18 protein-coding genes and 2 pseudogenes are annotated in these 21,339 nt (G+C 55.3%); 3 read left to right on the top strand and 17 right to left on the bottom strand.

Annotation, left to right across the window (positions count from 1 at the left end):
* Positions 1 to 110: 110 nt before the first annotated feature.
* The 8 genes from AC2FLA_RS06975 to AC2FLA_RS06940 all read right to left on the bottom strand — a co-directional run bounded on the left by AC2FLA_RS06975 (position 111) and on the right by AC2FLA_RS06940 (position 10,647).
* On the bottom strand, positions 111 to 1,634 hold the full coding sequence (locus AC2FLA_RS06975) for a M81 family metallopeptidase (RefSeq protein ID WP_496721401.1): 1,524 nt from the start codon (positions 1,632 to 1,634) through the stop codon (positions 111 to 113).
* The gene (locus AC2FLA_RS06970) at positions 1,631 to 3,280 is read right to left on the bottom strand and encodes an amidohydrolase (protein ID WP_496721400.1); all 1,650 of its coding nucleotides are present in this window, start codon (positions 3,278 to 3,280) and stop codon (positions 1,631 to 1,633) included. The genes AC2FLA_RS06975 and AC2FLA_RS06970 overlap by 4 nt, the downstream gene beginning before the upstream one ends.
* Positions 3,281 to 3,291: 11 nt before the next feature.
* Positions 3,292 to 4,215: an oligopeptide/dipeptide ABC transporter ATP-binding protein gene (locus tag AC2FLA_RS06965; RefSeq protein WP_282153096.1), complete on the bottom strand. Its 924-nt coding sequence runs from the start codon at positions 4,213 to 4,215 to the stop codon at positions 3,292 to 3,294.
* Complete coding sequence (locus tag AC2FLA_RS06960; RefSeq protein WP_496721399.1) at positions 4,212 to 5,192, bottom strand: ABC transporter ATP-binding protein; 981 nt, start codon at positions 5,190 to 5,192, stop codon at positions 4,212 to 4,214. Before AC2FLA_RS06960 ends, AC2FLA_RS06965 begins: the two co-directional genes overlap by 4 nt.
* Positions 5,189 to 6,046 (bottom strand): ABC transporter permease, encoded by an 858-nt coding sequence (locus AC2FLA_RS06955; protein ID WP_113791915.1) that lies wholly within the window; start codon positions 6,044 to 6,046, stop codon positions 5,189 to 5,191. The genes AC2FLA_RS06960 and AC2FLA_RS06955 overlap by 4 nt, the downstream gene beginning before the upstream one ends.
* A gap of 12 nt (positions 6,047 to 6,058) precedes the next feature.
* A complete protein-coding gene (locus AC2FLA_RS06950) occupies positions 6,059 to 6,997 on the bottom strand; it encodes an ABC transporter permease (RefSeq protein WP_108859860.1) in 939 nt (312 codons plus the stop codon).
* Positions 6,998 to 7,083: 86 nt separating this feature from the next.
* Positions 7,084 to 8,649, bottom strand: coding sequence for an ABC transporter substrate-binding protein (locus AC2FLA_RS06945; RefSeq protein WP_496721398.1), 1,566 nt, complete (start codon positions 8,647 to 8,649; stop codon positions 7,084 to 7,086).
* Between the two features lie 21 nt (positions 8,650 to 8,670).
* Positions 8,671 to 10,647, bottom strand: a complete 1,977-nt coding sequence (locus AC2FLA_RS06940; protein WP_496721397.1) for a CocE/NonD family hydrolase — start codon at positions 10,645 to 10,647, stop codon at positions 8,671 to 8,673.
* Between the two features lie 129 nt (positions 10,648 to 10,776).
* Here AC2FLA_RS06940 and AC2FLA_RS06935 point away from each other — a divergent pair, with 129 nt between their 5' ends.
* Entirely contained in the window at positions 10,777 to 11,538 is a 762-nt protein-coding gene (locus AC2FLA_RS06935; RefSeq protein WP_496721396.1) for a helix-turn-helix transcriptional regulator, read from the top strand.
* 52 nt (positions 11,539 to 11,590) lie between these two features.
* Here the strand turns inward: AC2FLA_RS06935 and AC2FLA_RS06930 are convergent.
* From AC2FLA_RS06930 to AC2FLA_RS06890, 9 genes and pseudogenes are all read right to left on the bottom strand, one after another.
* Positions 11,591 to 12,269: pseudogene (locus AC2FLA_RS06930) on the bottom strand (IS6 family transposase).
* Positions 12,270 to 12,447: 178 nt separating this feature from the next.
* Positions 12,448 to 12,720, bottom strand: coding sequence for an ArsR/SmtB family transcription factor (locus AC2FLA_RS06925; RefSeq protein ID WP_496721621.1), 273 nt, complete (start codon positions 12,718 to 12,720; stop codon positions 12,448 to 12,450).
* Between the two features lie 74 nt (positions 12,721 to 12,794).
* A protein-coding gene (locus AC2FLA_RS06920) for an IS3 family transposase (RefSeq protein WP_496721620.1) occupies positions 12,795 to 14,134 on the bottom strand; the annotation gives its coding sequence in 2 pieces (ribosomal slippage) (positions 12,795 to 13,807 and positions 13,807 to 14,134; 1,341 coding nt in all).
* A 464-nt stretch (positions 14,135 to 14,598) separates the two neighbouring features.
* Positions 14,599 to 15,276, bottom strand: coding sequence for an aspartate/glutamate racemase family protein (locus AC2FLA_RS06915; protein ID WP_496721395.1), 678 nt, complete (start codon positions 15,274 to 15,276; stop codon positions 14,599 to 14,601).
* Between the two features lie 7 nt (positions 15,277 to 15,283).
* Positions 15,284 to 16,006, bottom strand: a complete 723-nt coding sequence (locus AC2FLA_RS06910; protein ID WP_496721394.1) for an ABC transporter ATP-binding protein — start codon at positions 16,004 to 16,006, stop codon at positions 15,284 to 15,286.
* 3 nt (positions 16,007 to 16,009) lie between these two features.
* The gene (locus AC2FLA_RS06905) at positions 16,010 to 16,792 is read right to left on the bottom strand and encodes an ABC transporter ATP-binding protein (protein WP_496721393.1); all 783 of its coding nucleotides are present in this window, start codon (positions 16,790 to 16,792) and stop codon (positions 16,010 to 16,012) included.
* Complete coding sequence (locus tag AC2FLA_RS06900; protein WP_496721619.1) at positions 16,789 to 17,760, bottom strand: branched-chain amino acid ABC transporter permease; 972 nt, start codon at positions 17,758 to 17,760, stop codon at positions 16,789 to 16,791. Before AC2FLA_RS06900 ends, AC2FLA_RS06905 begins: the two co-directional genes overlap by 4 nt.
* Before the next feature lie 19 nt (positions 17,761 to 17,779).
* Positions 17,780 to 18,649 carry a branched-chain amino acid ABC transporter permease gene (locus AC2FLA_RS06895; protein WP_496721392.1) on the bottom strand — a complete coding sequence of 290 codons (870 nt, stop codon included), beginning with the start codon at positions 18,647 to 18,649 and terminating at the stop codon, positions 17,780 to 17,782.
* Between the two features lie 95 nt (positions 18,650 to 18,744).
* Positions 18,745 to 19,932, bottom strand: coding sequence for an ABC transporter substrate-binding protein (locus tag AC2FLA_RS06890; RefSeq protein ID WP_496721391.1), 1,188 nt, complete (start codon positions 19,930 to 19,932; stop codon positions 18,745 to 18,747).
* Positions 19,933 to 20,162: 230 nt separating this feature from the next.
* Between AC2FLA_RS06890 and AC2FLA_RS06885 the strand changes: the two genes are divergently transcribed.
* Together AC2FLA_RS06885 and AC2FLA_RS06880 are read left to right on the top strand one after the other, a co-directional pair.
* Entirely contained in the window at positions 20,163 to 20,876 is a 714-nt protein-coding gene (locus AC2FLA_RS06885) for a GntR family transcriptional regulator (RefSeq protein ID WP_496721390.1), read from the top strand.
* 91 nt (positions 20,877 to 20,967) lie between these two features.
* Positions 20,968 to 21,339, top strand: a pseudogene (locus tag AC2FLA_RS06880) (IS6 family transposase); the annotation flags it as partial.

Here is a 21,339-nt window from a genome sequence, read left to right as displayed (position 1 = left end):
TCACGAAGAATTTACACTTCAGAAAAGAATGCGACAAAGCCGCCGGAATAGACAGGAAAAGTTAGTCTTGAATGTTTCGCGGCTTACTGACCTCGCACACAGGATTGCACCTACGAAATACGCGGTCCCGCAAGCGGTGATTTTCTATTTACAACTTCGGTGTTAGGCAGCCTTCTGGTGTTACGGGTGTAAGGGATTTTTTCCAGATCGCAGAGAAAATCACCAGGTGATGAGACCGCAAAAATATCTCCTGAAATAGGTCCAAAATCAGCCCTAAAATGCGTCGTGCTTTTTACGCAAATCACTGAATAGTTTGTGGGATTTAGCCCGATATGGGTAAAATGCGCACGATCAAGGCATTGGTTGCGAATACTCGTCACGACGAGGTCAATCTCGGCCTCATGCCCAACCAATCTTAGTGCCGCCGTCTTACCGAGCGTCGCAACGCCGCCGCCATACATTTCTCCGGTATAGCGGCACGTGCCATCACCCACAGCCAGGACTTCAAACTCTGCCTTGACCGGAACGTTGCCAGCCAGGTCGGACTTTGCGCCCATAGCCAAATTGACCAGTGCGCCTTCACCTGCCACATGGGCCTGATTGGCACTTTCCGGATCATGGAACAGACCCATCAGAACGCCCTTTACGCCGCCCTCGATCAGTGCCACCAGCAGTCCAGTGGTATCGGACGTCCCGCCTGCCCCAGCATTATCTTGAACATCTGCCAGAACAACGGGTTTTTCCCGTCTTTCGCGGCATGTCGAAACGGCATCCTCCAGCGACAGCATCGAACAATCAAGATCTGCTTCCCGGGCCGCAAACAAGTTGACGATTTCTTCAGCGGCGGCGGCGGCGCTATCGGCAGTGGCTGCATAAGCAATGCACGATGGGCCGGTGTCGGGGAAATCCGCCGCTGTGAATCCAAGAGCGATCTCCGCCAGAATTCCCTGCTGCTCCAACCTTGTCGGCGTTAGATAAATTTCATCGAAAGGAAGAGAACCAGTGTATTGCGCGTGCAGGGGGATGAGGTAAGGCACGGTCCGAAACGCCTTGTATAGGGCTCCGCCAGTTAGCAATCGTTGCAAAACCGGAACGCACCTGGCACCTGTCTCTGCCATATCCAAATGAGGGTAAGTGCGAAAAACTGACAGGTAGTCCGCAAGCGCCACCATTCGAGCCGAGACGTTGGCGTGCAGATCCAAACTTGCGACTACAGGAACAGTGGAACCCACAAGCTCTCGAATGCGGCGCAGAATCTCTCCTTCACCGTCAGCATGGCTTTCGGTGACCATTGCCCCATGGAGATCAAGATAGACGCCGTCGATTGGGCCTGCATCGCGAATGCCGTCCAAAAGCAACCCGCAAATCGCCTCAAAGGCGTGATCAGTTACATGCGCGGACGGCTCGGCAGAACACCAAAGGATTGGAACAACCTCAACCCCTGCGGCTTGAGCAGCCGCAGCAAAACCTGCGACGGGTAAGTTCATGCCCTCGGTTTCCAACAAGACCTTTTCACCGCGCAACATGCCGGGCCAGGAATCTGCCATCTCAAACTCGGGGAGACCGGCCTTTGTCACACCAAAGCAGTTCGTTTCATGCTGAAACCCTGCGATCACAATACGCCGGGTCGTCATTCCGTACGCTCGATTACTTGTTCAGCATGCGGCACAGCAAAGACAGTTTGACCGTTGCGGATCGTTTCAAGCACCTGTGTATCGGTCAAACACTCAGGAGCGAATAGTGGGTTACGCGAAAGGATAACGAAATCAGCTACTTTACCCGGTTCGATGGACCCACGCTGCCCCTCTTTGAAGACCTGCCAAGCGGCATCGATGGTCTGGGAACGCAAAGCCGACAGAACACTGATCTTCTGATTCTCGCCCAGTACACGGCCTGAGGAGGTTTTCCGGTTTACCGCACAATGGGCCAGGTGGATTGGACGTGTTGGCGTGACTGATGCATCATTGTGGATTGTATATCGCACGCCAAACCGTTCTGCTGATGCGGCCGGGGATATCCGCTCGGACCGCTCAGGCCCAAGAAAGGAGTCGTAATGGCGATCCCCCCAGAAATACACATGAGCGGGAAAGAAACTGACCGTAAGACCAAGCTGGGCCATGCGCTTAAGCTGATCATCCCGCAGGGCCTGACCGTGGATGATAGTATGACGGTGATCTTGGCGTGGGTGCGCCTGAAGCGCTTTTTCCACCGCATTAATGAACATCTCGGCGCCGGCATCGCCGTTACAGTGGCAATGAATCTGTAGTCCCTTGCTATGGAGTTTGCTGACATCAGCATCCAGCTGCTCTTGCGAGGTGTAAGTCATCCCACGTGGATGTTCTGGATCAGCCGGCTTGAAATACGGGGCAGTCAGATACGCGGTCTGCAGTTGAAAGGCCCCATCCGTGAACAGTTTGCGCGGACCTAGTGTGAAATGCGGGTTGCAGGGCCAGTTCGTGCCGATCCATTGGGTACTTAGTTCTGGTTCCAGACTCCCGACGGGTAACAGCTCGATATCAATTCCCGGATCCTGGTCTGCGGGCAGGCTGGCGAAGTGATCCAGCATGGTTTGCGACGTCCAGGCATTTTGGGCATAGGTCACCCCATGGGTCAGATATTCGTCACGGCAGGCATCAAAGCCCTGCCAGAACCTTTCGCGGTCGATCAGGAAATCGGTATCGCCCATCTCTCCCATGGCCGAAAGACCTTCGATCAATCCCGTTAGGGCTCCGGTTTCAGGGTCGCGGCCAAAACGGCCACCGTCCGGGTCTGGTGTGTGACGGGTAACCCCACGCCTCTCAAGCGCAAGAGAATTTGCCGTGCCGTTGTGACCCGATGCATGAATAACCCAGATTGGATGACGCTGTGATACCTTGTCCAACTCGGCCCGCGTGGGCATGCGACCTTCGAGAATAGAGGTATTGTCAATCGACACCCCCATGATCCATTCACCCTCGGGCGTTGCATTAGCCTTTTCCCGAAGCCTGTCCAACGCCTGCGCCATGGTCCGGCAATCCCCTAGAGGAGGCGACGACAGGTCAACACGGAACAGCCGGATGAATCCGGGATCCGGAAAATGCCCGTGTGGGTCAATAAACGCGGGCATCAGAGTGCGCCCCCGCAGGTTGCGTTCCTTAGTATCCGCAGGCATGGAAGCGCGCAGATCGGCCTCGGTTCCAACGTCCTTAATCCTGTCTCCTTCGGTCAGAACTGCCTCCGGCGAAGAATTCTGCGCATCCATAGTCAGGATTGTGCCGTTGAAAAAAAGTGTACTTAGCATTGGACTTCCTACTACGACAACGGCGCCAGACAACGCAGCCCATGGCCGCCGTCCACTTCCCATTGTGGGGTCTGGGTGCAGATATCCTTGGCAAAAGGACAGCGTTCACGGAATTCACATCCCGAAGGGCGTTTAAGCAGGCTGGGGGGTTCACCTTTTAGGGCGATCCGTTCCAACCGCGCATCCGGATCCGGCTCTGGGTTGGCGCTTAACAGGCAGCGGGTGTACGGGTGGCGCGGATCTCTGAATATCGTCTCTGTTGTGCCTTCTTCTACCAACCGGCCCAGATACATGATGCCCATTCTGTCGGCCACGTGGCGCACAACGCTTAGGTTATGGGTGATGATTACCATCGCCAGTCCCAGCCTTTCGCGCAGATCGTTGAGCAGGTTCAAAAGCTCACCCTGCACCGAAACATCGAGGCCAGCGGTCGGTTCATCCGCGAGGATCAATTTCGGCTCCAACGCCAGCGCACGGGCCACGCCTACTCGCCTCGCTTGCCCACCCGACAACTGATAGGGATAGCGGTCTGCGAAATGCGTGGGCAGATTGACCATTTCCAGCAGTCGCTTGGCTTCTGCATCCAGATCTTTGTCTTTCATACCCTGAATTCGGTAAGGCTCAGTGATCAGGCTGCGGATTGTCAGACGTGGCGACAGGCTTCCCACCGGATCCTGAAACATCATTGCCATGTCTTTGCGCAGCGGGCGCATGACACGTTCCGGCGCGCCGCGAATTTCCTGCCCCTCAAAAGTGACTGAACCGTCTTGCGCGGGCGCAAGACCCGCTATGGCGCGTATTACGGTCGTTTTACCAGACCCGCTTTCGCCAACCAGCGCGTAGGTCTCGCCAGGTTGCACGGTAAAGCTGACACCCGCCAAAACATTGACCGGGCCATAGCTAGTTTTAAGGTCCACGACGTTCAGCAAGCTCATGTTGTGACCTCCTCATGGTTCAGCCAGCATGCGGCGTGATGGCCTTCTTTCAATTGATCCAACGGCGGCACTTGGGTGGCGCACCGTGGCATCGCTTGATCACAACGATCCCGGAAGATGCAGCCACCCGGCAGATTGGCCAGATCAGGCACTTCACCGGGAATGGTCGGCAAAACGCGCGCGCGTTCTTTGATATGACCGGGGTCACATTCGATCAGGCGGCGTGTGTAGGGGTGTTTTGGGTTATGGAAAATCTCACGCACTTCGCCGCTTTCGACAACTGCGCCGGCATACATCACCACCACCCGATCACAGAGTTCCGCGATCACGCCCAGATGGTGCGAGATGAACAGGATGGCACAGTGAAACTCGCGCTGCAGCTCTTGCAGACGTTCGATAATCTGGACCTCAAGTGTTGCGTCCAATGCAGTAGTAGGTTCATCCGCGATCAAAAGGTCAGGCTCCGACATCAACGCCATTGCGATAGCGATCCGTTGGCGCATCCCGCCCGAGAATTCATGCGGGTATTGCTTTAGGCGCGCCTCGGGATCGGGGATGCCAACAGCGCCCAGCATTTTGGCGGCGTGGGCCAGCTTGTCCGGTTTTGACTGTTTGGAGCGGTGCTGAATGTCCAACATTTGCTGCCCGATGGTCAGAACCGGATTATGCGTTTGCATCGGGTCCTGAAAGACGATGGATATGTCCGCCCCGCGCAAGTCGCGCATATGTCGTTCCGATGATTGCAGCAAATCCTGCCCTTTGAACCTGATCTCTCCTTCGCGGAACCGCGTATTAGGCGCTGTCAAACGCAGGATGGACGAGATCAGAGTGGACTTACCGCAACCGGATTCCCCAACAATGCCAACTATTTCGCCTTTGTTAACGTCGAATGTGATGTCTCTCAGAGCCTTGAGGTCACCACGGCCTGTTTCGTAGTCGACGCTGAGGTGGTCGATTTCCAGAAGTGTGTCGGTCATCGCTGTTTCCTCAGTTTCGGGTCAACCACATCGCGCAGGCTTTCACCCAGGAAGGTAAATCCGAGCGTCGCCAGAATGATCGGGAGCCCACCACCGACCACCAGCCAGGGGGTTTGGCGGATCAGAGAATAGCCATCCTTGAGCAAAGCTCCCCAACTGGGGGTCGGAGGTTTCACGCCCAGCCCCAAAAAGGACAGGCCAGCCTCCAGCGCGATGACTGTGGGAATATCCATAGCCGCCAGCACAGCCAGAACGCCGATGATATTGGGCAGCATATGCACGCCCAGAATGCGCGCCATGCTGGCCCCCATCGACCGCTCTGCCAGAATGAATTCAGAGTTTCGCAACGTCAGTGTCTGGGTTCGCGCGACGCGACCGTAAGTTGGGATTGAGGTCGCCATGACGACGAAGACCACGGTTTGAAGGCTGGGTCCGATCAGGGCCACAACGGCAAGCGCAAACATCACCGTTGGAAAAGATCGGATGGTATCGAAGAACAGCATCAGAAGGTTATCAAGCCATTTGGGCCCATACCCGGCAATCATGCCCAGCGTCAGGCCAATCGCCATAGCGCCGAACACGGCGGGCAATGCCACCTTGAGCGCAACTTGACCCCCGGCGATGACCCGCGAAAACGTATCGCGCCCTAACTGATCTGTACCTAGCAGGTGTGCTGCGGACGGTCCTTGCAAGCGGGATTTGATATCCATCGCAATCGGATCATAGGGTACAATCCAATAGGCGAAGATGGCACAGAACACGATGACACCGACGATGATCAAACCCATTAGGCCAAGCGGGTCGCGGGCGACGCCGATGATGATCTGGCCAAGTTCGGAACGAGATTTTTCCATAACGCTCCCTCCTCAATGAGCCGTGCGTGCGCGTGGGTCGAGCAACGCATTGATCAGGTCTGCCAATGCGGTCGACACCACGAACAACGCCGTTGATATGAGGACTGAGCCCATAACAATCGGGTAGTTTCGGGTGGTAATGCTATCGATAACCAACTTACCCAAACCCGGTCGGGCAAAGACGATTTCAGCAAAAACGGCGGAGCTGAGAAGAAAGCCCATCCCTACCCCAATCACCGTAACGACCGGCAGAATGGCAATGCGCAGCGCGTAGACCATGACCACGCGACGCTCGGCGATGCCAAAGGCGCGCGCCGTGCGCACATGGCTTTCGCCCATAACCTCGAGCATCGAGGCGCGTACCAGCCGGGCAATATAGCCAACCCAGCTGAGGCCGATGGCAAAGGCGGGCAGAACCAGATGGTCGAGGCGGTCCCAGAACCCCTCTCCGGCGCCGATGGCGGGAAACCACTGCAAATGCACGGCGAATACCAGCAGCGCCAAAAGTGCGACAACAAAGGCCGGGGCAGCCACGAAGCTGACGGAAATTGCTGCGGCGATCCGATCGATCAGCGTGTTGGGATGTGCCGCAGCATAGGCACCAAGTGCGATGCCCAGGCTTGCAGACCAAAGGATTGACGCAAAAATCAGTTCCAGAGTGAATGGCAATTGCTGGAACACGATGTCCGTCACGGACCGACCCGAAAATACATCGGTTCCCAAGTCTCCTTGCAGAAGATTCCCATAGAAGATCAAGAGCTGTTTCCAGATCGGTTGATCAAGCCCCAGCGCCGCTGTGAGTTGGGCCTGAAGTTCGGGCGTGGCACGCGGGCCCAGCATGATCTGGACCGGATCGCCAGGCACGGCGCGGATCATCAGGAACATGACGGTGACCGCCACGAACAGGATGAGCAGCGACAGCCCGAAGCGACGGGTTGCAAAACTTAGCATGGCCAACTGGCTCCTTGTGGCTTGATGGCGTTCAATTTGGCACGGCGAGCGTCACGCGCCCGCCGTACCCGGTCGACCTGGGGAGGTCAGGTCGCCTTGCCGAAATAGCGAAGCAACGACAGGCCATCTGGCCGCAATGCAGGAATGACCCGGGCGCTGTGAATGACCGGCGTTGCCTCATGAGTGATGAAGCGATAGGCACCGCTTTCTTCCATCAGATCCTGCGCGCGCTGATACATTTCCGCCCGTTTTGCGATATCCGTTTCCGCAGCCGCGGATTCATGGATTTCGTTAAATTCAGGGCTGTTAAAACGTTCCCAGTTCCATTTTCCGATCTGTTCGGGCGTGAACCACGACGTCGCATAATACGGGTCTGGAGTCATCGAAAAACGGTTCAGAACGAGCTGCAGGTTTTCATTGTCGCCAGACGCCCAGAATGCACCGGATTCCAGAACGTTGACTTCAACCGTGATCCCAATCTGCGCTAGCGTCGCCTGAATGATCTGAGCGGTTGTCGTGAAGGTCGTTTTGTTCAACGTATCGAGGGTCAGCGTGACATTGGTTTCACCGGATTCCGCCAGCAGCTGTGCCGCCTTCTCAAAATCCGCCGCCGGTGGCACCAGCGAAGAAGTCCGATGCCCGGCGAGGCCCGGTGCGATGATGCCGGTCGCTGGTTCGGCAGCACCAAAATATGCGGCCTCCAGAATGCTGGGTACATCCACCGCGTGCTGAATCGCCTGCCGCAGTTTTTGATTTTGCAGCTTCGGATGCTCGACGTTCATGCCCATCCAGACATAGTAGAGCGACGGCTTTTCAACCAACGATCCACCATTGGGCACCCCGGCGCGGTAACGCTCGACCGAGCCCAGCGAAACGCGGGTTACATCCAGTTCACCTGCCTCGAACGCAATCTCGGCGGTGTTCTCATCGTCAATCGGATAGATCTCGACGGTGTCCCAGGTGGGCGCGTCCCCTTTCCAGTCGGGGTTACGCTTAAGAACGGTCTTTTCCTTGGGCGACCAGCTGTCGCGCAGGTAAGGACCGGATTCCGCAACCGGATCAGCGCCTATCCGGCCACCAGCGGCTTCGACTGCGGCTTTCGAGACAATGTTGCCAGTAATGTACGGAAGGGCAATCGACCAGATTGGTGCGAACGGTTTGTTCAGTACAATCGTGCCTTCGCGTTCACTGGTCACGTCCACATGGCTGAATGGCCCCAGATCGGGCTTGTTCGGACTGTCGGTCGCGTCGTCCACGATCCGTTCCATACTGAACTTGACGTCCTCGGCGGTCATGGCGCCAAATCCATTGGTGAACCCGATATCGTCACGCAATGCGAACTTGATATGGGTCGGATCGACCTGCTCGATCATCGTGGCAGCATCCATCTGCCAGCCCCATTCCTCGCCAGGCTTGTACTGGATCAGCTTGTTGTAGATCGAGGCATGAACCTCTTCTTCAACGACACCAACGGAATGGGCCGGATCCATGTTCTGCGCGTCACCATATGCCCGCACTCTCAGCACGCCGTCATCTGCCGCAAACGCACGGTTCGCCCACCCCATCGGAAGCGCCGTGGCGGCCCCAAGCGCGGTTGCACCTTTCAGGAACCCCCGCCGACCTACATTGGCCTTTGTCCATTCGATCTTCATAGTATCCTCCCTTGGAATAAGTCAGAGAAGTCCGCGCGGAACGGTTTCGGACCATTCCTTCGTCAAAACTTCGATTTCATCTGCGCCTTCAGTGGCGCGTAGTTGGCGGTAGAGATAGAAATTCTGCGCGTCGCAGGTCATTCGGCATTCGGTTGAGATGGCGACCTGCCAATCCGCTCGTTCGAAGGTGAAATTCCAGGCGCTCTTAAAACACGCGGTTGTCGGATCATCGGGGTGAATGCCGTAGTGCATGCGCACATCACTGCCGACAATCAGATCGTGATACGGATCACGCGCTTTTCCATAGTCATCAAATGTCTCCAGAACGATCCGACCATCGTCAGTCATGATGCGTTCGGATTGCGCGGATGGCAGACGCAATTGTTCAGCGGCAAGAACCGGATAATCCTGTGCCGGGCCAGGTTCCGAGGCTTGAATCTCGTGCGTGACGCCGCGCACCGGCAGATGCAGGGTGCACTCCTGTACGTGCAAAGTCACCTCGGACGAACGCGGCGATGGCCAGACGATCGGCCAGTACGACGTCGACAGCGCCAGTCGCAACACGTGACCTTCGCGCAAATAATGCGCGCATTCGTTCAGAACAATCTCGGCCTCATAGATTTCACGCGGTTGCAGGGTTTCAGGCGTTTCGTGACTGCGGTAGTGGCACAGGTTCAACGGACGATAGCTGATGCGCTGGGACACACCTTCGGGCGAAACATCGCATAGCCTTGCGACAAGCTGGGCAACGGGCTGATCCACCGAGAACCGAAACTTTAGCTTTGCGCGGCCCAGCAGTTCCAATGGGGCTTGCAGCGGCGCGCTGTCAAAACATACCGACAAGGCATCATCCCTTGCCTGGTCGCCTGCAAGTTCATTGTCGATCCGCATGCCAGCGCAGAAATACCCACCCTCCCCGCCGACATGGCTGGGCGAAGTGACAGTGATCGTGCCCGTGGCCGGTTGCTGAGAAAACCCACCCGGCGTCAAATGCCAGACCTGTTCGGACACATGCGGCGATGGCCAAGTGGTTTCGGCAATCCAACGACCTTGCCGGGCAGAGTTGTGCGCCGTCGGATTGAAATGTTCCTGCATATATGTCCGGTACGCAGGCAGGTCCTCGGCCCCATTTTCCTGCCCCTTCAGCCAGCGATCAAACCAGCCGATCACTTCGGAATGAAAGTCTGCAGGATCGAGTTTAGAGATATGAGGATAACGGTGTTCCCACGGCCCGATGATGGCTTTGGTTGGCACCGTCAGATTAGCCGCCAAAGCCGGGGGCGCATTGACATAAGCATCTGCCCAGCCGGTGATTGCCAAAACGGGGGTTTGGATCGCAGGCCAATCCTCGCAAACCGATCCATGTTTCCAAAACGCGTCACGCGTTTGATGGCGCAGCCAATCTGCGGCAGAGAATGGAACGTTTTTTAGCCGAGCCAGCCAGTCCTCTCGCCAATCTGTACGAATGTCCGGATCAGCGGGGCGGGTCAAATAGGAAAACATTTGGCTGCCCCAGTTCATGTTGTCACTCAGCAGGCACCCGCCCATAAAATGGATGTCATCCGCATAGCGATCCACGGTCGAGGCGACGCTGACCACCGCTTTCAACGCGGGTGGTTGCCGAAAGGCCAGTTGCAGGCCGTTGAATCCGCCCCACGATATTCCGATCATCCCGATATGACCGTCGCACCAATCCTGCGCGGCGATCCAGGCCAGGACCTCTTCACCATCGCTCAGTTCCTGCTCGGAGTATTCGTCGTCGAACTGCCCTTCGCTGTCCCCGGTGCCCGCGATGTCGACCCGGACGCAGGCATATCCTGCGTCGGCAAATACGGTGTGTGTCGTTTCATCTCTTGGCGCGGTGCCGTCGCGTTTGCGGTAAGGCAGGTATTCCAGAATTGCAGGGGCGGGACCGGATTCGGGCAACCAGATGCGCGCAGCCAACCGTCGCCCGTCGGCGAGCGTGATCCATGTGTTTTCGATGGGTTCAATTGGCATCTGGTCGCTTGTCTGTTGCAAAGTGATGCCTAAGAAGAAACCGATTTGCAGCCAAAGCAAATTGTGCGATCTTACGCGAACTGACGCGTCTTGTCGTGATATCGCGTCAAAACGCGAAAGGTTTTTCCTGTGTCAGAAAATTTTTCTTCCAACCTTCGGTCGTTATGCGCAGAGCATGGGAATATTTCACAGATTTGCCGTGATATCGGCGTCAACAGACAGCAATTCAATCGCTACCTGAATGGCGCCAGCCTGCCGTCTGCCCACAACATGCGCCGGATTGCACGTCATTTCGACCTGACAGAAGCCGACCTGTTCGCGGAAACAGCAAGCTTCGAACGAATGCTCATGCGTGCCCTACCGCAAGCCGGGAATACGCCAACGGACACGTTTCTGGGCCCGTTTCGGGGGCAGCAGAAAAATCTAAGGCGATATGTGGGCTTTTATCATTCCTATTTCTGCACGCCGTCCTGGGAAGGAAAGATCTTTTGTTCCCTGATCCGCATTCAGGAAAGGGATGGGCTGTTCACGATCCGGTCCCGGGAAATCGCCACCTCGCCAGACAAGAGCACTCACCAAATTTCGCGTTACTCTGGCCTGGTAACAATGCGCGGTAACAGGATATTCGTGACCGAACACGAGCTGGCACGCGAAGGAAGCGTCGCCAATACTATCTTGTATTCCGCACACCGCCAGCAACTAAAGTATCTGCGCGGCATGACCATGGGCGTCGCCTGGCGCCCCTACCCGCACCCCTACGCTGCCAAAACAATCTGGAAACGCTTGCACGAGCGCGTGACAGCCCGCGAGGCTATTGCCGCATGCGGGATCTACCCTGCCCAAAGCAACAGGATCGATCCAACTGTCCGAAAGCACCTTCAGAATTCTTGATTGCAATGCCAAGTAATTTGCATGCGCCAGATTGAGGTCTGATCTTTGTTCGTCAGGCAGTCATTTCGAAAGCGTGACTGTCCCATAGGTCGAAAGCAATGGTACTGGCGCGACGGAATGAGACGGCGGAGAATTGATAGCGACCAGGGCGAAAGATCAGGTTGATCCGGCCATGCGCGGATAAAAACCTCTGAGATTGCCTCGGGGATTTGAAACACCCCATTAGCCTCTCGCGCTTTCGCGTGGGTCTGTATGATCTTTCGATCCGATTGTTTAACCCTTTATGTGCTCGGTGACCCGCACCCGTCGCGAGATCTCGGATCGGCTTGAAATAGATTCGCAACTTATCCGTGATCACGACACGGGGTTCGCCATTTTGCGAAAACAATCGCTTCAAAAAACACGGGGCTGCCTTGGCGTTCCGCTGTTGATGAACGAGAATATCAAGGGAATCTCTGTTCGCGTCCACCGCCCGCCAAAGCCAGCACTTTCGGCCGTTGATCGGGATGACCACTTCGTCCAAATGCCATTTGTTGGCCGCCTTTGGCCGGTCTCGCCTGATACAATTGATGAAGTGAGGACTAAAGCGGTTAATGCCGTTCGCCACACAGGCACTAGCCCACCGGTACACTGTCGATCAATTTTCCAAGATTGCCACGCTCCGCCAGAAAATCAACCACATCTTGATAAGATAGCTGTTAGCGCAAGCACCAACGCAGGGCACAAAGAATGACCTCACGCGGGAAGCGGTGGCGCTTGAAAGGGGATCAACGCGACATGCCCAACCTCAAAGGCAAGAAGCTGGCCAAACGATCCGATTTACGCAGCAGTCCCATATATACAGCTGCACTCTATCGGCCAATTCCAAGTGGAGAAGATAGCGGGCCTTCTCAACCTATCTCCGGTCGACTATGTCTCAATTGCAGCTCCGCAGGTAACATCCCGTATTGCAGCCAAAATACTTCGAACCCGATCGTCTGATAATCGATAGTAAATTGATTTGCCGTCCCGCCGCGGACTAACCAATCCCTCTAGCCGAAGGCATGACAACTGCTGGGAAACCGAGGATTGGCGGAAAGTAAGGGCCGTCTGGAGTTCAGTAACAGCCTTCTCTCCTGAGGTCAGATGATAGAGAACTTGGAGCCGCCCCTCATACGACATTGCTTTGAGAGTGTTTGTGATTGTCCGTCGTCAGGGATATTGGGACAGATGGTGGCCTGAGCTAAGAGAGGGTCTGGCGCATCTGGATGGATTGATTATGCGGCAGATTTGCGGTGAAGCAAGCGCCGCGTTTCGATTGTCTTCTGTTTGATCCCTTCTCGTTGTTTCAGGATTGCTTGATCGCGCCCGAAGTAGACGTCGGCGGGCGTGAGGTTTTGTAGGCTCTCATGATAACGGCGATGGTTGTAGTGCCCGACGAAGGCGTCGATTTGCTGCGAGAGATCGCCGGGCAGATAGTAGTTTTCCAGCAGGATGCGGTTCTTCAAGGTTTGATGCCACCGCTCGATCTTGCTTTGGGTCTGCGGGTGATATGGCGCGCCACGGACGTGATCCATCTGCTGATCTTCCAGCCAGTCGGCCAGCTCGCCAGATATGTAACTCGACCCATTGTCACTGAGCAGGCGCGGCTTGTGCAGCACGGTTGCCTGATCACAGCCCGACGCCTGTAGCGCCAGGTCCAGCGTGTCTGTCACATCCTCAGTCTTCATCGTTGTACAAAGCTTCCAGGCAATGATGTACCGGCTGTAATCATCCAGGATCGTACTGAGATAGAACCAACCCCAACCGATCACTTTCAAATAGGTAAAGTCTGTCTGCCAGAGCTGGTTCGATCGTGTTGTCTTGTCCCTGTACTCATCCGCTGAGGACAAAACCACATAAGCCGGGCTGGTGATCAGGTCGTACGATTTGAGGATGCGATAGACCGAAGCCTCTGACACAAAATACTTTTCCGTGTCGGTGAAGCGGACAGCCAACTCACGCGGAGACAGCTCGCTTTCCTTCAGGGCCAGACCCTTGATCTTTTCGCGCATTGGTGTGGGAATGCGGTTCCAGACCCGTGACGGCGTGGGTCTACAATCTTCAAGCGCCTCGGGACCGCCGGCGAGATACAGGTCGTACCAGCGATAGAAAGTGGTCTTCGGAATACCCAGCTTTTCCAAAGTACGCTTGGTCGGCAGATGGGATTGCTCGACCAACCGGATGATCTCCAGTTTCTCAGATGTGGGATACCTCATACGTCGTCCCCATCCGCGATCATGCTTTTTTTGAGCAGACGCAGTTCCAGAGCCTGTTCTGCCACAACTTCTTTCAGATTGCGGGCTTCACGGCGCAGGTCTTTGACCTCGGTCGATGTCGTGGCACGTGCCGTGTCACCTGCCAGCCGCTTCTTGCCCGCCTTCAGGAACTCTTTGGACCAGCTGTAGTAGAGGTTCTGCGCAATGCCTTTGCGACGGCAGAGGTCGGCAATGCTGTCCTCACCCTTCAAGCCATCCAGGACAATCCTGATCTTCTCTTCGGCAGAATACTGTTTGCGCGTCGCACGGCGAATATCTCTAACAACTTTCTCACCGTGGCTCGGCTTGGTTCCGGTTATGCGCTACGTTTGATCCACTGGATCAAACGCTTAACGCTTTGACCTATCTCATCTCCACTCCTTGGCGGTTACGATGAGCCAGAAAACCTCCCTTATCAAATCAACCTAAACTGTCCCATTGGCGCTGACGTCAGACAGTCCTCAAGAGCCTCTTGCCCTTCAAGGTCGAGGTGGCTTGTCGGTTCATCAAGCAAGTAAAACTTGGATACTTGAGCCGTAATACCAACATCGCCAAACGCGCCTTTTGCCCTCCAGACAGCGCGCCAATTTTGGTGTCTTGCATCTGTATGTTCACGCCGCACTCGCCTGAAGACCACGCGCGCGTTGGTCGCCAATGTCAAACCGCCGTAGGTCAGCGGTTCTGATGGATTCCATCTCCAAAATTTATCAGATGTGAGATCAGGGGATGTCCATTTTTTCAGAACCCTCCAGCCATCTAAAAAGCGAAAACTCAAACGCTCTTTTTAGGCATAAGAACACAATTTCGATGTCGTCAGTTTCGCTTTTACCAAGGCTTCAGAAAACGCGACGGCACACGCTACCCCGTCGACTACAGGTAAACCGAACTCCTCTGAAAGCTGCAACATCAAGTCTGTCATCCCCGCGCAACCCAGAACGATGGCTTCAGCCCTGTCTTCATCAATCGCCGCCCGAACTTCAGCCCGTATCTTGTCGACGGTCTTCGGGTCGTTTTCTTCAAGCTTCAGAACCGGAACATCCGAAGCCCGCACCCGAACACAACGGCGGTCCAGACCATAGCGCAACAGGTTCGCCTCTAACCCTGCAAGCGACCGGGACAATGTTGTAATGACGCTAAATTTTGGACTGATCATGGATGCGGCGTGATAGGCGGCTTCACCAACGCCGATCACTGGGGCAGACGTGACGCAGCGCACCGCATCAACGCCGGTGTCGTCGAAACAGGCTACCACGATTGCATCCACGTCCGTATATTGCGAAACGACGTCCAATAGACCCGGAACACAGGTCGAAACATCCAGGTATCCCTGAATACTGGCCGGGCCATCTTGCGAGTTGACGGCCACAATCTCGGTTTCGGCATGCGCGACCGCCCGCGCCGCAGCCTCGATCTTTCGGGTCATGGAACTTGTGGTGTTGGGGTTGACGACAAGCAGTTTCACAACATCCTCACACTTCTCCGCCCAGATAGGCAGCTTTGATCCGAGGATCGGTCAGAAGTTCCTTGGAATTTCCTGAAATCACGACATTCCCGGTAGTCAACGCGTAAGCCCGGTGCGAGATCGACAAAGCCATTCGCGAGTTCTGTTCCACCAGCAGCACTGAAACGCCTTCGTCCCGATTGATGGCCACGATCGAACGAGCAATGTCCTGTACCAGTTTGGGCGCAATGCCCAACGATGGTTCATCCAGCAATAACAGGCGCGGTTTAGCCATCAGTGCGCGCCCGATGACCATCATCTGCTGTTCGCCACCCGACAGTGTGCCCGCCGATTGGGAATAGCGTTCTTTCAATCGCGGGAACCGTTCCAGTACGGATTCCAGCGTTCGATGGATTCCCGCCTTATCCGACCGAGTGAACGCCCCCATCAGCAGATTGTCTTTCACGGTCATGTAGGGGAAAACGCGGCGTCCTTCGGGCACCATGGCGATGCCCTTGGATACGATGTCGGCCGGATTGGTCCCATCGATCTGTTCACCCTCGAAAGAAACCGATCCGGATTTGACCTTGGCCAGCCCGGTAATCGCTCGCAGGATCGAGCTTTTGCCGGCACCATTTGCGCCGATCAATGCAACCGTTTCACCCTGTTCCAGGTCAATCGACACACCTTTCAGCGCATAGACGTGATCGTAGTAGAGCTCGACATCCTTGAAATCCAACATCTTTGTCATGGTTCAGATCCCGATCTCGTCATCTGCGCTGCCCAGATATGCTTCGATGACTTTTTCGTTGTTCTGGATTTCAGCAGGTGTGCCTTCTGCGATCATCTCGCCAAAGTTCAGCACAACAATCCGGTCGGAAATATTCATCACCGCAGGCATGTCGTGTTCCACCAAAAGGACGGTGACACCTCGGTCATCACGCACCTTTCGCACCAGATTGACCATCTTCATGGTCTCGTCGTGGTTCATTCCAGCAAAAGGTTCGTCCAACAGCAGGACCTTGGGGTCTGTGGCCAGACCAATTGCGATCCCCAGCGCCCGCAAGTTGCCTTGTGGCAGGTTCGAGGCCTGCTCATTGGCGATTTCCGTCATGCCAAGGAAGTCGATCAGATCGTCGGCATATTGCCCAAAGCTATCGACATCCTCATGCGCTGTCTTCGTGCCCCAGAAGTACCCCGCCAATGAGGCACGGGCCCGCAAATGCTGAGCAACGATGACGCTTTCGCGCACAGTCATCGACTTGAAGATTGTCGTTTCCTGAAACGTGCGGACAACTCCCTTACGCGCCACCACATGAGGCTTCAGGTTCGAAATCCTCTCGCCCTTAAACAGCACTTCCCCTGCCGTCGTGGGTAGAAAGGACGAGATCATCTTGAATAGGGTGCTTTTACCGGCGCCATTCGGACCGATCACCGACAGGATTTCGTTTTCATTGACGTTGAAAGAAATATCGCTGTTGGCGGTCAGACCGCCGAACTTTTTGGTGACATGGCGAACTTCCAGAAGATGGCTCATTTGTCGGCCTCCTTCTTTCCAGGCAGCCGAAGGCTAAGCAGGCCGTTGGGAAGAAACAGCATCAAGATGATCAACATGCTGGAATAAGCCAGCAGCTGGAAGCGGCCGAGCTCGAACAGCAGATCCCAACCAAAGTACAGAACCAGCGTGCCCAGCATTGGACCAAAGACATAGCCAAGCCCGCCAAGGAAGCAGTTCAGCATGAAATTCACACTATCGGCGACCTGAAAGCTAGAGGGATAGACCGACTGCGCGATTGAGCCGAACATCGCCCCGCCAATACCGCCCAAAAAGGACGAGATCGCGAACACGATGACCCGGATGTACGAGATATTGACGCCGATAGAACTTGCCAGCTCCTCGTTCTGCTGCATCGATCGGCACAGATGGCCAAGCCGCGAATTCACCAGCCGGTACATGGCTGCGAAGGTCAGTACCATCAGCACGCTGGCAGCGTAGTAGAAAGCCAACCTTGGGTTTTCCAGTGTCGCAAAATCCGGGATTAGGGTCAGCCCCAATACCGACACACTGCCGGGCAACGGGATCGAAGTGATGCCCTTGGCGCCGTTTGTGATTGGCAATGCCAGTGCAGTCAGCGTGACCACCTGTGTCAGCACCAGCGAAATCATGGCGAAGTAGACACCCCTAAGGCGCAGGATCGGAACCCCTATTACAACCGCCACAGCGGCGGCGAACAGTCCCGCCAGCGGCAGTGACAGCCAGAATGACATGCCTGCTTTTGTCACTAAAACGGCTGACACATAGGCCCCGATCAGGGCAAATGCCCCCTGCCCAATATTGATGCGCCCGATGTAGAAGGTGAGCCAAACCCCTGCGCTGGCAATAGACAAGAGCGCCACCGAGGTCAGAGTATAATACAGGTCGGACCGCCCCGATGCCGCGATAAAGCCAGGTATTGCGATGAAAACGGCCAGCAGGAAGATAGCCACACCGGCCCATTGGATCATGTTGAGTTTCGGCACTGCGCTATCCCCACGGCTTGCCCATCAGCCCCTGCGGACGGATGGCAAGGAATATCATCAGCGATACGAAGATCAGCAGATAGGTGATGTCGCCATATTGCGAGAGAACGGCCAGACCGATGGCTTCGAGGAACCCAAGAATGATCCCACCTGCGATTGCGCCGGATATCACCCCCGCACCACCGATCATCACCATCATGAAGGCTTTGATCGAGGTCGGCCCGCCCATGCCAAGATTGACGCCCGTGATGGTCACCAGCAATCCACCAACCAGACCGGCCAGCATGGCGCCAAGCGCGAACCCGATCATCGAATACCGGGCGACGTTGACGCCCATCAACTGCGCTGCCGTCCGATCCTGCGCCAGTGCCCGCAGTGCTCGACCAGTTTTGGAATATTGCATGAACAGGATGAACGAGACGATCGACAGAATGGCCAGAACGCAGATCAGGATGCGATCATAGGGCATGATCAATCGGAAATCCCAATTGAAAACCCCATCAACAATTTTGGGGACTCCGCGCTGTTTCTCGCCAAAAACAAGCAGGATGACCGCGTCAAAAAAGAACGCCAAACCTGCCGCCAGAAGCATAGTGCTTTCCTCGCGCGAAGATCGGCGTATGACCGGCGCAAACAGAAAACGCTCGATCAATGCGCCAAGCACCGCAAGGGTGATGCAGGACGCCAACAGCGCCACCACAAACGGCAAGCCCAATTGGCCGTAAAATGTATAGGTGACAAAACCACCTAGAACATACATTTGTCCGTGAGCGAAATTCAGTACGTTCATCAGGGCGAATATCAGCGTCAGTCCAAGGGCGATCATCGCATATTGCGCGCCCAGATAGATGCCGTTTGCTAGTATTTGTTCCATGAGTGTCCCGCGTAAGGTTCGGGTATCCCGGGCTGATTATTAGCCCGGGATAGTGAGTGGTTTGTTAGGTTATTGCCTGAGTTGGGAGTATTGCCTCAGTCGACTTCAGCAACAAAGAGCGTTTCAAACGCGCCATCCTGATAGACATTGACGACTAGTGGAACGGCAATCTGCCGCTTTTGTCCAAAGGACGTCGTGCCCACATACCGCATCTTGGCGTCGCCCTTCATGAACGGGTTGGGGGCCTCGAACGTGTCCATCGTGGTCTGGAACGCCGCGACGTCCTCGATGCCCGCCGGGTTCGCATTCAATGTCGCCAGAATGTACTCCAGCGCGTAAACCTTGGTGTTGGACTCGTCATTATACTCGCCGAACATATCGGTATAGCGTTTGACGAATTCCTTCATGTCATCCGATGCAATCTCAGGCGTCGACGCGCCGCCAACCGAAATGAACCCGTTGGCCAAGTCTCCTGCCCCCTCGCGCAGAACCGTCGCATCCTGTGCGGTTTCGGTTGAGATGATACCCTGGAACCCGAGCTCGCGCGCCGAACGGATCAGCTGCGGGGCATTGGCCGGAGAAACGCCGGACAGGACCAGCAAGTCAGGCTGTGTGCGCATGACGGGGGTTAGAACCGGAGTGAAATCCGTGGTGTCCACCTGATAAGTTACGTTGTCAGAAACAACCTCAAGCCCCAAAGCCTTGGCAGCTTCGATACCTCCATCCCGTTGGCTGAGTGGATCGGACTCGTTCGCGGCCACAAAAGCAACAGAATTTACGCCCTTTTCATCCTTGAGGTATTTATAGATCGCGGGACCTGATTGATAGTTCGCAACCATGCCCAGAACGGCGTTTGACGCCGGGGCCGAGTACAGCTCTTTCGGGAAAGCATAGGGGAAATACATGATCCCCTGGGCTTCGGCGACAGGTCGCACCGCTGCAGCACCGTCATCCACGTTGGGACCGACCACATAGTGGATACCTTCTTGCGCCATCTTTTCCATACCGGCGATCGCGCGCTTGGGGTCCTTTTGGTCATCAAAGGAAACGATTTCGATATCGTAAGTGGTGTCTCCGATCTTGTAACCGCCGGACTCGTTTATCCAGTCAGCTCGTGCCTCCATCGAACGTTGATTTGAGATACCCCAAGCTGCCGCCGGACCAGAGGTCACGCCAACAAAGCCTATCTTCAGCACCGGGTTTTCGGCCCAGGCTGTCGATCCAAGGACGGATGCGGCCAAAGCCAAAGCAACAGAAGATTTCATCAGATTTCTGCGTTTCATTATTTCCTCCCTACTGAGGTATCAGCGCCTCTTTCGAGCGCTTGCAAAAACAGACATTGTCATCGGTCGAATCCCGGTGAACGGGTTAAGTTCTGCATTGTTAACAATCTGTGTCAACATTTTTTGTCATCAGTATCATTGATATTGTCAACGCAATCCCGATATATTGTCAGAAGAAAACCTTGCAGCTATTAACAATTTTCAGACCACTTCCACCGGTACGGAACGAGATGACAAACCAAGCTGAAGACAAGCTCGACACCTTGCGAACCGATCCAGACGAACAAATGATCGTCGACCGGATTTATTCAGCCGTCATGGAACAAAAGCTCGCGCCCAGAACCAAGCTGAGCGAATTGGCATTGTGTGAAACCTTTGGCGTCGGACGTATGCGCGTGCGCCGCGCGTTGCTGTTGCTCAGCAGTCAGGGGATCGTCGACCTCCAGTCTAATCGCGGCGCCTATGTTGCCTGCCCCAGTGCTGATGAAGCCCGCGAGGTTTTTGTTGCCCGCCTGATGATTGAAACCGGGATCGTGCGGGAACTGGCACGCGACGTTGGTGAAACTGGCGTTCAAACCCTGCGCGCGCATGTCGAGAAGGAAGAAGTCGCGCGCAAAAACGATGACCGAACCGAAATTATTAGCCTTTCGGGTGCCTTTCACGTCGAGCTGGCGAGGTGCCATGAGAACTCGGTTCTGACCCGCGTTGTACGCGAATTGGTAACCCGAACTTCATTGATCGTAGCACTGTTCGGAACAAACCAAGCCTCAACCTGCCCGGATGATGAGCACGCATCTATTATCGATGCTATCGTTAGCGGAGACCCGCAATCCGCTGAAGACGCCATTCGTCATCACCTCTTGCATGTTCAAAACAGTTTGGATTTAGAACAGACGCAAAAGGCGGAACCCGACCTGGTCAAGATTCTTACCGGGCGTATTTAATGTGGTTGTGTCGCAAACTTAAGGCTTAGATTAACGTGACTGCTTATTCTGGCATTTGTTTCATGCAAATTATTCTCGGACAGGTCTCAGCATGGTCTCTTTGAAAGGCTGCCACTTTCCCAAGGATGTGGCTTTGTTTGCAGTGCATTTCTATCTCAGACACACGGTTTCATATCGTGACTTGGAAGAGATCATGGCCGAACGCGGCGTGCAGGTTGACCACGCCACTTTGAACAGGTGGGTGGTGAAGTATTCACCGATGGTCGCAGCGTGCGCATTCGAAGAAGCGGCCAACGCTGGAATCATGGCGCATGGATGAAACCTATCTGCGGTTGCGCGGCAAATGGATGTATCTATATCGAGCATTCGATAGAGCAGGAGACACCCTTGATTTCATGCTTTCCCCACGCCGAAACAAACCGACCGCCACGAAGTTTTTCGCTCGGATGTTGGAGACCAATGG

The sequence above is a fragment of the Ruegeria sp. CDSA033 genome, from assembly GCF_059612305.1.
The sequence above is the reverse complement of the archived record's forward strand: the minus strand, read 5'-3'. Positions and strand labels throughout refer to the sequence as shown.

Coding starts and splice junctions, on each gene's coding strand:
- AC2FLA_RS06955 (WP_113791915.1), bottom strand. CDS start 6,046: ATGGAAAAATCTCGTTCCGAACTTGGCCAGATCATCATCGGCGTCGCC.
- AC2FLA_RS06945 (WP_496721398.1), bottom strand. CDS start 8,649: ATGAAGATCGAATGGACAAAGGCCAATGTAGGTCGGCGGGGGTTCCTG.
- AC2FLA_RS06885 (WP_496721390.1), top strand. CDS start 20,163: ATGACAAACCAAGCTGAAGACAAGCTCGACACCTTGCGAACCGATCCA.
- AC2FLA_RS06890 (WP_496721391.1), bottom strand. CDS start 19,932: ATGAAACGCAGAAATCTGATGAAATCTTCTGTTGCTTTGGCTTTGGCC.
- AC2FLA_RS06895 (WP_496721392.1), bottom strand. CDS start 18,649: ATGGAACAAATACTAGCAAACGGCATCTATCTGGGCGCGCAATATGCG.
- AC2FLA_RS06965 (WP_282153096.1), bottom strand. CDS start 4,215: ATGAGCTTGCTGAACGTCGTGGACCTTAAAACTAGCTATGGCCCGGTC.
- AC2FLA_RS06950 (WP_108859860.1), bottom strand. CDS start 6,997: ATGCTAAGTTTTGCAACCCGTCGCTTCGGGCTGTCGCTGCTCATCCTG.
- AC2FLA_RS06975 (WP_496721401.1), bottom strand. CDS start 1,634: ATGACGACCCGGCGTATTGTGATCGCAGGGTTTCAGCATGAAACGAAC.
- AC2FLA_RS06910 (WP_496721394.1), bottom strand. CDS start 16,006: ATGACAAAGATGTTGGATTTCAAGGATGTCGAGCTCTACTACGATCAC.
- AC2FLA_RS06900 (WP_496721619.1), bottom strand. CDS start 17,760: ATGATCCAATGGGCCGGTGTGGCTATCTTCCTGCTGGCCGTTTTCATC.
- AC2FLA_RS06960 (WP_496721399.1), bottom strand. CDS start 5,192: ATGACCGACACACTTCTGGAAATCGACCACCTCAGCGTCGACTACGAA.
- AC2FLA_RS06940 (WP_496721397.1), bottom strand. CDS start 10,647: ATGCCAATTGAACCCATCGAAAACACATGGATCACGCTCGCCGACGGG.
- AC2FLA_RS06905 (WP_496721393.1), bottom strand. CDS start 16,792: ATGAGCCATCTTCTGGAAGTTCGCCATGTCACCAAAAAGTTCGGCGGT.
- AC2FLA_RS06970 (WP_496721400.1), bottom strand. CDS start 3,280: ATGCTAAGTACACTTTTTTTCAACGGCACAATCCTGACTATGGATGCG.